This is a genomic window from Devosia sp. RR2S18 (genome assembly GCF_030177755.1).
In the GTDB taxonomy this organism is placed as follows: domain Bacteria; phylum Pseudomonadota; class Alphaproteobacteria; order Rhizobiales; family Devosiaceae; genus Devosia; species Devosia rhizosphaerae.
This window is the reverse complement of sequence record NZ_CP126539.1, coordinates 545,468-558,026: the sequence shown is the minus strand read 5'-3', so window position 1 is coordinate 558,026 and position 12,559 is coordinate 545,468. Positions and strand designations below refer to the sequence as shown.

The following is a 12,559-nucleotide window of genomic DNA, read 5'->3' as shown; positions in this document are numbered from 1 at the left end:
CGTCAGCTCGCCTTTTTGCGGGGCGCCGATTTGGAGGCGGCAGGCTTGCTTGCCGTCGGCTTGCTTGCCGCAGCTGGTTTGGCCGCTGCCGTTTTGGGCTTGCTCGAGCGTGCCGGAGCCTTCTCGGGTGGCTCGCTGCTGCCTTCAAGGCTCGACTTCAGGGCCGCCATCAGGTCGACAACGTTCGAGCCGCTCGGCCGTGGCTCGTCCTTCTCCGGCTTGACCGCAATCTTGTTGCCCTTGGCCTTGATCTTGGCATCGATCAACTCGCGCAAGGCTGCCTGGTAGTGATCCTTGTAGACCTTGGCGTCGAACTTGGCGGTTTTCTTCTCGATCAGAGCGGTTGCGACATCCAGCAGATCAGGATCGGCCTTGGCTGCGGAGATTTCCGCGAAATACGGATCGGCCTTGCGGAGCTCTTCCTCGTAATGGAGCGTCTCGAGCAACAGCCCCGTACCAGTCGGCTTGATCGCCACGAGGTATTCCTTGCCGCGCAACGCCAACTGGCCAATGCCCACCTTTTCGCTCTGGCGCAGCGCATCGCGAACGACGCGGAAAGCGTCTTCGGCCAGCTCGTCGGCGGGCACCACGAAGTAGGGTTTGTCATAGTAGATAGGGTCAATCTCGCAGGCACCCACGAACTGGGTCAGCTCCAGCGTCTTCTTGGTGTCGAGCTTGATCGCGTCGATCTCGTCCTCGGTGAGCTCGATGTAGTTGCCCTTTTCGAACTCATAGCCCTTGATGATTTCGTCGCGGTCGACCGGACCCACGCCTTCCACCACCTTTTCATAGTGGATGCGTTTTCCGGTGGGCTTGTGGATCTGGTTGAAGGTTGGCTTGGCGCTCGCCTTGGTGGCGGTATAGAGCTCCACCGCAATGGAGACGAGCGAGAGGCGCAATTGGCCTTTCCAGATGGGTCGTGACGCTGCTGGCATTGGAGCGCTCTTTGAGCTGGTTTCGTGCCGATCCAACGAGTCCGCCAGCAGAGTCGTTCCGATTCGGGCAGAGGCCACCAAGCGGGCCTGATCCGTTCTCCGCAATCGCTCCAGCCGACAAGGGATCGTTAACCATAAAGTGGAAAGAATGGCCCCGAGGCAGCCGGTTTCGGCGCCATCGTTTTTCGAACAAATGGAGCGGATCTTGCCCTTGGCGTTGCGGCACTTGGCATGGCGGGCAAGCGCGACAGCGCTATGTGCCCTGGGCCTGGTCGTGCCTGCCCTGTCCGGCCCCGTTCTCCCGCCCGGCGATGGGTCAGCAACCGACAACGAGCGGCTTGTTCCGCACATCTATCCGGCTGCGCCAGTTCTGACGGACGGCGAAGATGTAAACGAGCCCTATCACCCTTATTTCGACATCGACTGGTCCCTGGCCCTCCGCGGCGCCTATACCAAGGGCACCAGAGGCGAGCGCTTCGATACCTTCCTTGTGCCTGAGTTCGCCTTCGATCATGTGGGATCTCGCTCGGCCGTTGCCATCAGCGGCGGCGCCGAGATCGTACGCCCCACTGATGGCAAGATTGACGTTACCGGCCTTCGCCTTGGTCTCACCGCCGGCTACGCCCTCGACAGCGTGACCGATCTCACCACAACGGGCAGTCTAACGTTCTCGCAAGCGCTTTCAGGCACACCGGGCGTCGACAGCGATGTCGCAGTTCCGGCCGAAAACATCAGCGGGAATCTCGATATTGGCATCACCCGGCAGTTCGGTCGGTTCAATGTCGGTCTGTCAGGCGGCGCCGAGCGCAACCTTTATGGACCCACGACGCTCATCGACGGCACGGTCAACGACAATTCTGTCCAGAACTATTGGGCGCTCGACAGCGGATTGCGGGTCGGCTTCCAGGCTACGCCCATTTTCGAAGTGTTCGGGGAGGCTGGCTATGGCCGCGATCTTTTCGACGAGACCTCTTCGGCGGGCCTGACCCAGAACGCCACCGACACGCAAATCGAGGGTGGCATCACCGGTCGCTGGAACAGCACTCTCGAGGCAACGGCCTCGACGGGCCTCGCCGTCCGGCGGTTCGATGACGCCAGCCTCGGCGAAGTCACCACGCAGCTCTATGATGCCAGCATCACCTTTACGCCCGACCCGACCTGGCGCATGAGGGCCGCCTTTGCCACCGAGGTAGCACCGCCCGGACCCAGTAACCCTGGCACCACCCGCGTTGAACAGAACGCCAGTGCCGAATTGGGCTATACGGTCAATTCCTGGCTGGCGCTGCGCGCGCTAGCCGATTGGTCCAGCGCGCGCTTTATCGGGTCAAGTGAGACGGAAACCAGCTATGGTCTTGGCGCGGGCGCCGACTACACCGTCAACGCCCACACTGCCGTAACGGCCGACTACCTCTATGACCGGGTCGACAGCACCAGCACCGGGCGTGAGGACAGCCATCAGGTGACGCTGGGCGTCACCCTCTCGCGCTAGCCTTCGATCTGCTCGCTGAGATCGAGCGCCCGGAGCTCCTTGACGAAACCGTCACGGATATCGTCGCGGTCCAGGGCAAACACCACGTTGGCGGTGAGGAAGCCCAGCTTGGAGCCACAGTCGAAGACCTTGCCGTCATATTTCACGCCGGTGAAGCGCTGTTGCTTCATCAGCGTGTGCATGGCGTCGGTGATCTGGATTTCGCCGCCAGCGCCGCGGGTCTGCTGGCTCAAGAGTCCGAACACCTCCGGCTGGAGGATATAACGGCCCGAAATAAACAGGTTGGTGGGCGCCTCGCCGACCTTGGGCTTTTCTACCATGCCGGTGATTTCAAAGCCCTTGTCCGGGCCTTCGCCGCGCTCAATGATGCCATAGCTGGCGACATCCTTGGGATCGCATTCCTCGACCCCGATGACGTTGCCGCCATGCTCTTCATAGGCATCCATCATTTGCTTGAGGACGCCGGGGGAGGCCTTGAAGATCATGTCGGGCAGCAGCAGCGCGAAGGGGCTGTCACCCACGATATCACGCGCGCACCACACCGCGTGTCCCAGGCCCAGCGGCTCCTGCTGGCGCGTGAAGCTGGTGTGGCCGGCGGAGGGCAGTTCCTTGCGCAACTCGGCCAGAGCCTCGTGCTTGCCGCGCGATTCTAGCGTGGTTTCCAGCTCGAACTGCCGGTCGAAATGATCCTCGATCACGCCCTTGTTGCGGCCGGTTACGAACACCAGGTGCTCGATGCCGGCTTCGCGCGCTTCATCGACTGCGTATTGGATCAGGGGCCGATCGACGACCGTCAGCATTTCCTTGGGCATCGCCTTGGTGGCCGGCAGGAAACGGGTGCCAAGACCTGCAACTGGGAATACGGCCGTACGTACGCGCTTAGGCAAAATCAAATACTCCTTCTGAGGGGCTGGTCGTAAAGCTATCTCAACTTGTGCTAAATAGCATCGCGGGAAATAAGTCTTTGATAGGTTGGAGTTAACGCATGGCAGTCCTGGTCACCGGCGGCGCTGGCTATATTGGCAGCCACATGGTCCTTCATCTTGCCGACGCGGGTGAAAACGTCGTCGTGCTTGACAATCTGATCACCGGTTTCGACTGGGCCATCGATGGTCGCGCCCGTTTCGAGCAGGGCGACGCCGGTGACATCGATTTCGTCGTCGCGCTGATCGAAAAACACGGCATCACCGAAATCGTTCACTTTGCTGGCTCCATCGTGGTGCCGGAATCGGTCAGCAATCCGCTGAAATACTACGGCAACAACACTGCGACTTCGCGCAATCTGGTCGAGGCGGCGGTCAAGGGCGGGGTCAAGCACTTCATCTTTTCCTCCACCGCTGCAGTCTATGGCATGACCGGCCTGGCGCCCGTCGTCGAGACGACGCCGCTCAATCCGATGTCTCCCTATGGCCGATCCAAGCTGATGACGGAGTGGATGCTGGCCGACGTTGCGGCCGCCCACCCTCTGACCTTTGGCGTTCTGCGCTATTTCAACGTCGCGGGTGCAGATCCTGGCAAGCGGTCCGGCCAATCCACGCCGCTCGCCACCCATCTCATCAAGGTCGCCTGCCAGACCGCACTTGGCCAGCGCGAGAAGATGGACATCTTTGGCACCGACTACGAGACGCCCGACGGCACCTGCGTGCGCGACTATATCCATGTGACCGATCTCATCGCCGCTCATGCGCTGCTGCTCAAGCACCTGCGTGCCGGCGGCGAGAGCACAACGCTCAATTGCGCCTATGGGCAAGGCTATTCCGTGCGGGAGGTTGTCGATACCGTTCGCCGCGTCTCGGGTGTTGATCTGCGCGCCGATGAAGGTCCACGCCGGCCGGGTGATCCGGCCTCCATCACCGCCACCGGTGAAAAGGTGCGGTCGCTGCTGGGCTGGACGCCGGAACACGACGATCTCGAGGAGATTGTCGAGACCGCCTATGCTTGGGAACGGCACCTGATGACCCGGAACCGCTAAAGCCAGAAGGCCGCCGGTGAACCGGCGGCCCTGTAATCTGCTAGCCCTGGTAGGCCTTGACGTTCTGGGTCTGCTCGCCGAGTCCCTCGATCCCCAGGCGCATGACATTGCCCGGCTGGAGCCAAACGGGCTCGGGCTTGATGCCCATGCCGACGCCCGGAGGCGTGCCGGTGGTGATAATGTCGCCGGGCTGCAGGCTCATGAACTGGCTGACATAGCTCACGACATTGGCGACCCCGAAGATCATCGTCTTGGTCGAACCGTCCTGGTAGCGTTTGCCGTCTACTTCCAGCCACATGCCCAATTTCTGCGGGTCAGCGACTTCGTCGCGGGTCACTAGCCACGGACCGATGGGCCCGAAGGTGTCGCAGCCTTTGCCTTTGTCCCACTGCCCGCCGCGCTCGGTCTGGAAGTGGCGTTCGGAAACATCGTTCACCACGCAATAGCCGGCGACATAGTTGAGGGCATCGGCCTCTTCGACGTAGCGGGCTTCCTTGCCGATGATGACGCCCAGCTCAACTTCCCAATCCGGCTTGATCGCGTTCTTGGGGATGATCACGTCGTCATTGGGCCCGATAATCGCGCTCGTCGCCTTCATGAAGATGATCGGCTCGGCGGGAATGGGCGCGCCGGTTTCGGCGGCATGGTCGGCATAGTTGAGGCCGATGCAGATGAACTTGCCCACATCGGCCACGCAGGGTCCGATCCGTTCGCCGGCATCCAGCTGCGGCAGCGCCTGCCAGTCGGCCGCCCGAAGCTTCGCCAGGCCCTCATCGGACAGGGTCGCTCCCCCAATATCGCTGACCACGCCGGAGAGATCCCGGATCGATCCGTCTTCAGCGAGGAGAGCGGGCTTTTCGGCGCCCTTGGCACCAATGCGAAGCAGTTTCATGGATCAAGCCTTCGTTTTTCGGTGAGGCAGGTCTAGCCACTAACATGTCAGCATGTCGAGGCCGACCTTGGGCCAATTGGTTCGGCGTGGGTGTTTAGTCTGGACGAATAACGCCCTTCTTAAGGAGGATATTGCCATAGAGCCGGCGTTCTCCCGTCTGGACAATGGCGTAGGCCTTGTTGACGCGCTCGTAGAAGGCGAAGCGTTCGAGGGAGGCGAGGCACATCTCGGGCTCGTGCCGCTGCACAATGGCTTCGAACTCATCCATCACCGGCTCGCGCTTTTTGGCATCACCTACCACCTGCATGCAGATGGCCGCCTCCTCCACGAAGTCATCGAGCGGCATGAGGGCGAGCACGGCGTCGAGCACATCGGTTGCGCTGATCCCGTCGAGCCGCACCAGCGCCGGCCCAGCCGCATCGGCGGGATAATTGGCGTCCACAATAGCGATCTCGTCGCCGTGTCCCATGGCCCGCAAGATGCCAAGGAGGTCGGGACCAAGGATCGGCGGGATGTTCTTAAGCATTTTTGGCTCCTCCAGGAGGTTCGTTCAGCCGAACGGGAATGTGTCTTGCTCGAGCACGTCACCATCGGCAAACGGCTCAGGGTGCTCGCGGGCGAAGGCGAAAAGCTCCACCATCACCGCATCGATGTGGGCGCGGATCGCCCGCGTGGCGCGCTCGGCATCTTGGGCAAGAATACCGTCAAGAATCGCCTGGTGCTCCGCGATGGTGAGGGCTAGCCGGCGCGGCGTGATGATCAACCGCCTGGCGCGGTCGAGATTGGCGCGGGCCGAGTCGATGATCCCCTTGATCTTGGTGAACCGCATGGAGCGGGAGATGATGTCGTGGAACTCGATGTCGATCTGGTGGAAGGTCTCACTGTCGTCGCGCTCCGCGGCGGCGCGCTGTGCGGCCATGTTGGCATGGAGCGCCTCAATAACATCGGCATCGTGATTGCCGATCAGCACCCGCAGCGCTTCGCTCTCTAGCGCTTTCCGGATCAGCATATATTCACGCACATCCGCGATGCGGACGAGCGACACGGTGGACCCGCGCTGGGGCGCAATATCGACCAGCCCCTCCCCCTGCAATCGGGCCAACGCCTCACTCACAGGGAAGCGTGACACACCCAGCCGCTCGCACAACGCGGATTTGTCGATGGTCTCTCCCGGCGCCAACCACAAGGCCACGATGGCGTTGCGGATGGCAGCAGTGACGTCAGTGGTGACACTGCCGCGCGCTAACGGTGTCGGGAGCACCAGAAAAGAATAGGGACTTGCTTCCGTTTTCATGCTAACATGTTAGTTAGTGCCGTGGTGCTTTACAATCGCGATACGCCTGCTTGCGGCGCAATCTGGCGACAATCGGCGATCCGGTAAAGCGCAGTTGAGACCCGACCCGAAAGCTCCCCATGTCCGAGACCATGACTCGCCCCGACACCAGAACGCTGGTGCTCAATCCCACCGACAACATTGCGGTGGCGCTTGCCAATCTGGAGGTGGGGATCGAGACACGCGAAGGCGTGACCATCGTCAAGCGCGTGCCGCGCGGGCACAAATTTGCCACGCGTCCCATTGGCGCCGGCGAGGCCATCCTCAAGTTTGGCCAGATCATCGGCTTCGCAAAGGACCGTATCGCGCCCGGTGAGTGGGTGCACGAGCACAATTGCGGTATGGGCGGCGCCGATGGGTCGCTCAAGCATGACTATGCCTTTGCCGAAGCGGCTACCCCGCCGGACATGATCCCGCTGGACCAGCGCGCCACCTTCCAAGGCTTCCGCCGCGCCAATGGGCGGGTAGGCACGCGCAACTATGTGGGCATCCTGACTTCGGTGAACTGCTCGGCGACCGTTGCCAAATTCATGGCCGAAGCGATCAACCGCTCCGGCATTCTCGATGATTACCCCAGCATCGACGGCGTCATTCCCTTTGTGCATGGCACGGGTTGCGCCATGGATCTCCAGGGCGAAGGCTACCAGATCTTCCGCCGCACTCAATGGGGCTATACCGCCAATCCAAATCTCGGTGCGGCACTGCTGGTTGGCCTAGGCTGCGAAGCCTTCCAGATCGACAAGATGAAGGAAAGCTATGGCCTTCAGGAAACCGACACCTTCCAGACCATGACCATCCAGGAGATCGGTGGCACCCAGAAGATGATCGACTGGGGTGTTGAGCGCATCAAGGAAATGCTGCCTGTCGCCGCGCGCGCCCAGCGCGAGACGGTGGACGCCTCCGAACTCATGCTAGCCCTTCAGTGCGGCGGCTCGGACGGCTATTCCGGCATCACCGCCAACCCCGCCCTTGGTGTGGCAGCCGACATCCTGGTGCGCAATGGCGGTACGGCAATTCTCTCGGAAACGCCCGAAATCTATGGCGCCGAACATCTCCTCACCCGCCGCGCCGTCTCGCGCGATGTCGGCGAAAAGCTCCTCGAACGCATCAAATGGTGGGAAGACTATACCGGTCGCAATCGCGGCGAGATGAACAACAATCCCTCTCCCGGCAACAAGCTGGGCGGTTTGACCACCATTCTCGAAAAGTCGCTGGGGGCAGCGGCCAAGGGCGGCACCACCCCCCTGACTGCGGTCTATGAATATGCCGAGCCGGTGACCGAAAAAGGCTTTGTGTTCATGGATACGCCCGGCTTCGATCCCGTCTCGGCAACGGGTCAGGTCGCGGGCGGTGCCAATATCCTCGCCTTCACCACCGGTCGCGGTTCGGCCTATGGCTGCAAGCCGACTCCATCGATCAAGCTCGCCACCAATTCGGAAATGTATGCCCGCATGGGCGACGACATGGACATCAATTGCGGTGACATCGTTGAGGGCGTCTCGATCGAGGAGAAGGGCCGGCAGATTTTCGACCTGCTGCTGCGCGTCGCCTCGGGCGAAAAGACCAAGTCCGAACAGCTCGGCTATGGCGACAACGAGTTCGTGCCCTGGCAAGTCGGCGCGGTGATGTAACGGACTGCGCTAGCGCAGCTTGAAGACACTGCCGGTGCGACCGGCGCTATCCCGCGGGTCGCCAACATCACCGACCGAATAGGAAGCGAGTTCCTGCAAAAGGTCGGCTGGCAGGTGCCGCCGTCCCGGGTCGCCGATCAGCACATCAAGGCCGGCCGCGTTGCAGCGTCGGAGAAACGCCAACATATGTCGCCCGACATCCGCGTCATAAAACACGTCACCGGCTGCAACGACGTCGACGCCGCTTGGTGCAGCTCCGTCTAGATCGATCTCGACCAGGGGAATGGCGACCCCATTGGCTGCGGCATTGAGCACAATCGCCGCCTGGCCATTCTTGTCGATCTCAGCGGCGCGCGCCTCCGCCCCCGCCAGCGCCGCACTGATCGCCACCAGACCCGAACCCCCGCCCAGATCCAGCACGCGTCGGCCCGCGATGAGCTCGGGACGCGCGCGGAAATGATGGGCCAGCGCCAGGCCACCCGCCCAGGGGAAGGCCCAATAGGGCGCCGGCGCATCATAGCCGTGGATCAGCCGCGACAGGCGGCTCCCCGAATGCGCCTGGTAGAGGCGAATATGCGGCAGCCCCGCCAGCGGCTCCAGCCGCAGATGGGCTTGGATGTAGCCGCTGGGGTCCACGCTAGGGGCGCTGCGCTCCGGTGGTACCGACATAGATCGCCATCAAATAGTGGCTCGAGGTGATGAACAGCCGGTTCCGCCGCGCGCCGCCAAAGGTGAGGTTGGAGGTCGCCTGCCCCGTCTTGATCCGCCCCAGCAGCGCCCCGGCAGTATTGTAGACATTCACGCAAGGCCCCGCACTGGTCCACAGATTACCGTCCACATCCAGCCGGAAACCATCCGGCAAGCCGCTATCAACGTCGACAAAGACGCTGCCATTGCGCAGCCGGGCACCATCGACGCTGAACTGCCGAATATGTTGCGGCACGTCCGGATTGTGGCTGCGACCGGATTCTGCGACATAGAGCACGCTTTCGTCGGGCGAGAACGCCAGCCCGTTTGGTTGGACAAAATCATCGGCCACGACCATTAGCGAGCCGTCCGCCGGATCGAACCGGTAGACATAGGAACCCGCCTGCTCGGCCTCGGTCTTGTAGCCCTCGTAATCGGAAATAATGCCGTAGGTCGGGTCGGTAAACCAGATCGTGCCGTCCGACTTCACCACCACATCATTGGGCGAGTTGAGCCGCTTGCCCGCGTAGCTGTCGACCAGCGTCGTCACCGTGCCATCCCACTCCGTCCGCAACACAGCGCGGGCGCCATGCGAGCAGGAGATCAACCGGCCTTGCCGATCCCGGGTATTGCCGTTGACGTAGTTGGCCGGGGTACGGAAGGGTGTGACGCCCAGTTCGGGCACCCAGGCCAGCATGCGGTTATTGGGAATATCGGACCAGACGAGCAGGTTTGTGTCACCAAACCACACCGGCCCTTCCGCCCAGCGGCATTTGTCGTGGAGGATGTCGAGCGTCGCGATCGGGACCGTCAGGTCGTAGAACGACTTGTCGATATATTCGAGCACCTCTTCGGCCGGACGCATGTGCCTCTCCCTCTTTGGCGGCATATGAGCTCAAGCGCCCAAGCCCGGCAAGAGCTTAGCCGTTGGCGCCCAAAGGCGAATTCCGCGCCGGCCAATCGATCGAATAGATATTGTGCAGGCCCACATCCTTGATGTCCCGCTCCCCGCAGAGGGCCATGGTGACGTCGAGCTCGCGATGGATAATCTCGAGGGCGCGCGTGACACCCGCCTCGCCGCCTGCGCCAAGGCCCCAAAGGAATGCGCGACCAATGAAGGTGCCCTTGGCGCCCAGTGCCACGGCCTTGAGCACATCCTGCCCCGAGCGAATGCCACCATCCATATAGACATCTGTGATGTTGCCCACCGCGTCCACAATCTCGGAGAGGACGCGAATGGAGGACGGCGCGCCATCCAGTTGCCGCCCGCCATGGTTGGAGACGATGATCCCGTCTGCGCCATGCGCCACTGCTGCCTTGGCATCGTCGGGATCGAGAATGCCCTTGACGATCACCGGGCCACCGAAGCGCTCCTTGACCCAGGCGATCTCCTTCCAGGACAGCGCCGGATCGAATTGCGAGCTGGTCCAGGCGGAGAGCTTGGAGAGATCGCCCGCCGCATCCACATGCCCTACGATATTGCGGAAGGTATGCCGCTTGGTGCCCAGCATCTGCATCGCCCAGCGCGGTTTGCGCGCCATTTCGAAGACGAATTTGGGCGTGAACTTGGGGGGCGCCGACATACCGTTGCGCAGATCCTTGTGCCGCTGCCCCAGGATCTGGAGGTCCATGGTTAGAACCAGCGCCGAGCACTTGGCCGCCTTGGCCCGGTCGATCAGCCGCTCGATGAAGCCGCGGTCACGCATCATGTAGAGCTGAAACCAGAACGGCTTGGAGGTGTTCTCGGCCACATCCTCGATGGAGCAGATGCTCATGGTCGAGAGCGTAAACGGCACGCCAAACTTCTCGGCCGCCCGCGCCGCCTTGATCTCCCCATCCGCGCTTTGCATGCCGGTAAAGCCGGTCGGGGCCAGTGCCACCGGCATCTTGGCCTGCTCGCAAGTCATGGTGGTGGCAAGCGTGCGCCCTTCCATGTTGACGGCGACGCGCTGGCGCAGCTTGATCTGCCGAAAATCCTCCTGGTTGGCCCGGTAAGTGCCTTCAGTCCACGAGCCGCTATCGGCATAGTCGAAGAACTGTTTGGGCACCTTGCGCTTGGCCTCTGCCATCAGCTCATCGATGGTCAGGAACTTGTCGAGGGACGGCATGAACGGGCGGCTCCAGTCTTGGTTGGACTGGGCCTAGCAACTAACATGTTAGCCGTCAATGCGACCGGAAGCGTGGCCCGAATCAGGTGCGCTGCACAAACAAGCCACGCCTCTGCTCCGTGTCAGGTACTCCTAGTGACCCGACACCAGCCGACAATCATCGAGACGCCAACACTGCTCCCGTGGCTTTCATCCGGGCTCCTCCGAATTAATCTCGGCGCGAGAAAAATCGCCGCAGGACCAGCAACATGCTGGACAGAAGCGGCTGGTATTGCTTTTTTAGCGCCCGAACTGATGCGCACCGCTGACTGAAGGTGGGCGCGACATCGGCATCGCAGGCAAGAGGTGCCTGCGACCCCTCGGGAGGAAACGAATGAAGAGACGTGAGTTTTTCAAGTCCGCGTCGGTTGCCACGATCGGCGCCGCAGCGGCCACGACGCTTGCCACGCCGGCTATTGCGCAGGGCACATACAACTGGCGCATGGTCACCACCTGGCCCAAGAACTTCCCGGGCCTCGGCGTTGGCGCCCAGCGCTTGGCCGATCGTATCACCAAGGCCTCCGGCGGCCGCCTCAACGTGCAGGTCTTCGCCGCTGGCGAAATGGTACCGGGCCTCCAGGCGCTCGATGCCGTCATTGACGGTTCGGCTGAAATGAGCCACGGCGCTGCTTACTACTGGCAGAACAAGTCCCAGGCGCTCTCCTTCTACACCGGCGTGCCCTTCGGCATGACCAATCGCGAGCTGGCCTCCTGGGTTCGCTATCTCGGTGGCCAGGAACTCTGGGACGAGGTCTATGACCAGTTCGGCGTCAAAGGCTATCTCTCCGGCGACACCGGCACGCAGGCTGGCGGCTGGTTCCGCAATGAGCTGACCGGGCTTTCCGACATTCAGGGCCTGCGCTTCCGCACGCCGGGCCTGGGCGGCCAGGTGTGGTCCAAGCTTGGCGCCTCGGTGACCAACCTTGCTGCCGGCGAGATTTTTGCAGCCCTCCAGTCCGGTGCGCTCGATGCCGCCGAATTCGTCGGCCCCTACAACGACCTCGCCCTTGGCTTCTATCAGGTCGCCAAGAACTACTACTTCCCCAGCTTCGTCGAGCCGGGCCTGGCGACTGAGCTGGTCGTCTCCAAGTCCAAGCTGGCCGAACTGCCGGAAGACCTCCAGGAACTCGTCGCCATTGCGGCGCAGGCCTCCTATGACGATGTTTCGTCCGACATGTACGCTAACGACCCGCGCGCCTTGCGTGCCCTGGTCGATGAGCATGGCGTGCAGGTTCGTCAGTTCCCCGAAGAGATCGTCGAAGCTGGTGCAGTCGCTTCGATGGAGCTGATCACCGAAATCCGTGAGAGCGGCGACGACCTGACCAAGCGAGTGGCCGAAAGCTTTATCTCGGCCTTCAACCTGCTGCGTGAGCGCACCCAAGGCACCGACGTGCCCTTCCTCCTGGCGCGCGAGAAATACATCTCCTACGAATAATCCACCCTCAGGCGTGGAAACCGAAGCCCGGACAAGTG

12 protein-coding genes are annotated in these 12,559 nt (G+C 62.1%); 4 read left to right on the top strand and 8 right to left on the bottom strand.

Features of this window, described 5'->3' with window-relative positions; translation table 11 throughout:
- Nucleotides 1-2 precede the first annotated feature (2 nt).
- Nucleotides 3-935 carry a non-homologous end joining protein Ku gene (gene ku / locus QOV41_RS02840; protein ID WP_284579373.1) on the bottom strand — a complete coding sequence of 311 codons (933 nt, stop codon included), beginning with the start codon at nucleotides 933-935 and terminating at the stop codon, nucleotides 3-5.
- A gap of 205 nt (nucleotides 936-1,140) precedes the next feature.
- On the opposite strand from ku, the gene QOV41_RS02835 reads away from it, so the two are divergent.
- Nucleotides 1,141-2,424 (top strand): outer membrane beta-barrel protein, encoded by a 1,284-nt coding sequence (locus tag QOV41_RS02835; protein WP_284579371.1) that lies wholly within the window; start codon nucleotides 1,141-1,143, stop codon nucleotides 2,422-2,424.
- Here the strand turns inward: QOV41_RS02835 and galU are convergent.
- Nucleotides 2,421-3,311: a UTP--glucose-1-phosphate uridylyltransferase GalU gene (gene galU, locus QOV41_RS02830; protein ID WP_284579369.1), complete on the bottom strand. Its 891-nt coding sequence runs from the start codon at nucleotides 3,309-3,311 to the stop codon at nucleotides 2,421-2,423. The genes QOV41_RS02835 and galU overlap by 4 nt on opposite strands.
- A gap of 98 nt (nucleotides 3,312-3,409) precedes the next feature.
- On the opposite strand from galU, the gene galE reads away from it, so the two are divergent.
- Nucleotides 3,410-4,396, top strand: a complete 987-nt coding sequence (gene galE, locus QOV41_RS02825) for a UDP-glucose 4-epimerase GalE (RefSeq protein ID WP_284579368.1) — start codon at nucleotides 3,410-3,412, stop codon at nucleotides 4,394-4,396.
- A gap of 40 nt (nucleotides 4,397-4,436) precedes the next feature.
- Here galE and QOV41_RS02820 read toward each other — a convergent pair whose 3' ends face one another.
- From QOV41_RS02820 to QOV41_RS02810, 3 genes are all read right to left on the bottom strand, one after another.
- On the bottom strand, nucleotides 4,437-5,288 hold the full coding sequence (locus QOV41_RS02820; protein ID WP_284579366.1) for a fumarylacetoacetate hydrolase family protein: 852 nt from the start codon (nucleotides 5,286-5,288) through the stop codon (nucleotides 4,437-4,439).
- A 94-nt stretch (nucleotides 5,289-5,382) separates the two neighbouring features.
- The gene (locus tag QOV41_RS02815; RefSeq protein WP_284579365.1) at nucleotides 5,383-5,814 is read right to left on the bottom strand and encodes an RbsD/FucU family protein; all 432 of its coding nucleotides are present in this window, start codon (nucleotides 5,812-5,814) and stop codon (nucleotides 5,383-5,385) included.
- A 24-nt stretch (nucleotides 5,815-5,838) separates the two neighbouring features.
- Nucleotides 5,839-6,582 carry a GntR family transcriptional regulator gene (locus QOV41_RS02810; RefSeq protein ID WP_284579363.1) on the bottom strand — a complete coding sequence of 248 codons (744 nt, stop codon included), beginning with the start codon at nucleotides 6,580-6,582 and terminating at the stop codon, nucleotides 5,839-5,841.
- A 119-nt stretch (nucleotides 6,583-6,701) separates the two neighbouring features.
- Here QOV41_RS02810 and QOV41_RS02805 point away from each other — a divergent pair, with 119 nt between their 5' ends.
- Entirely contained in the window at nucleotides 6,702-8,252 is a 1,551-nt protein-coding gene (locus QOV41_RS02805; protein ID WP_415926739.1) for a UxaA family hydrolase, read from the top strand.
- A 9-nt stretch (nucleotides 8,253-8,261) separates the two neighbouring features.
- Here the strand turns inward: QOV41_RS02805 and QOV41_RS02800 are convergent, their stop codons facing one another.
- The 3 genes from QOV41_RS02800 to QOV41_RS02790 are packed head-to-tail and all read right to left on the bottom strand — an operon-like array spanning nucleotide 8,262 to nucleotide 11,047.
- The gene (locus QOV41_RS02800) at nucleotides 8,262-8,921 is read right to left on the bottom strand and encodes a class I SAM-dependent methyltransferase (protein ID WP_284579361.1); all 660 of its coding nucleotides are present in this window, start codon (nucleotides 8,919-8,921) and stop codon (nucleotides 8,262-8,264) included.
- Nucleotides 8,890-9,804, bottom strand: a complete 915-nt coding sequence (locus QOV41_RS02795; protein WP_284579357.1) for an SMP-30/gluconolactonase/LRE family protein — start codon at nucleotides 9,802-9,804, stop codon at nucleotides 8,890-8,892. Before QOV41_RS02795 ends, QOV41_RS02800 begins: the two co-directional genes overlap by 32 nt.
- A gap of 55 nt (nucleotides 9,805-9,859) precedes the next feature.
- On the bottom strand, nucleotides 9,860-11,047 hold the full coding sequence (locus QOV41_RS02790) for an alpha-hydroxy acid oxidase (protein WP_284579355.1): 1,188 nt from the start codon (nucleotides 11,045-11,047) through the stop codon (nucleotides 9,860-9,862).
- A gap of 373 nt (nucleotides 11,048-11,420) precedes the next feature.
- Here QOV41_RS02790 and QOV41_RS02785 point away from each other — a divergent pair, with 373 nt between their 5' ends.
- Complete coding sequence (locus tag QOV41_RS02785; RefSeq protein WP_284579353.1) at nucleotides 11,421-12,521, top strand: TRAP transporter substrate-binding protein; 1,101 nt, start codon at nucleotides 11,421-11,423, stop codon at nucleotides 12,519-12,521.
- Nucleotides 12,522-12,559 lie beyond the last annotated feature (38 nt).

Excerpts from the sequence above, each read along its gene's own strand:
- ku (WP_284579373.1), bottom strand. The coding sequence starts at position 935 with ATGCCAGCAGCGTCACGACCCATCTGGAAAGGCCAATTGCGCCTCTCG.
- galE (WP_284579368.1), top strand. The coding sequence starts at position 3,410 with ATGGCAGTCCTGGTCACCGGCGGCGCTGGCTATATTGGCAGCCACATG.
- QOV41_RS02820 (WP_284579366.1), bottom strand. The coding sequence starts at position 5,288 with ATGAAACTGCTTCGCATTGGTGCCAAGGGCGCCGAAAAGCCCGCTCTC.
- QOV41_RS02815 (WP_284579365.1), bottom strand. The coding sequence starts at position 5,814 with ATGCTTAAGAACATCCCGCCGATCCTTGGTCCCGACCTCCTTGGCATC.
- QOV41_RS02810 (WP_284579363.1), bottom strand. The coding sequence starts at position 6,582 with ATGAAAACGGAAGCAAGTCCCTATTCTTTTCTGGTGCTCCCGACACCG.
- QOV41_RS02805 (WP_415926739.1), top strand. The coding sequence starts at position 6,702 with ATGTCCGAGACCATGACTCGCCCCGACACCAGAACGCTGGTGCTCAAT.
- QOV41_RS02800 (WP_284579361.1), bottom strand. The coding sequence starts at position 8,921 with ATGTCGGTACCACCGGAGCGCAGCGCCCCTAGCGTGGACCCCAGCGGC.
- QOV41_RS02795 (WP_284579357.1), bottom strand. The coding sequence starts at position 9,804 with ATGCGTCCGGCCGAAGAGGTGCTCGAATATATCGACAAGTCGTTCTAC.
- QOV41_RS02790 (WP_284579355.1), bottom strand. The coding sequence starts at position 11,047 with ATGCCGTCCCTCGACAAGTTCCTGACCATCGATGAGCTGATGGCAGAG.
- QOV41_RS02785 (WP_284579353.1), top strand. The coding sequence starts at position 11,421 with ATGAAGAGACGTGAGTTTTTCAAGTCCGCGTCGGTTGCCACGATCGGC.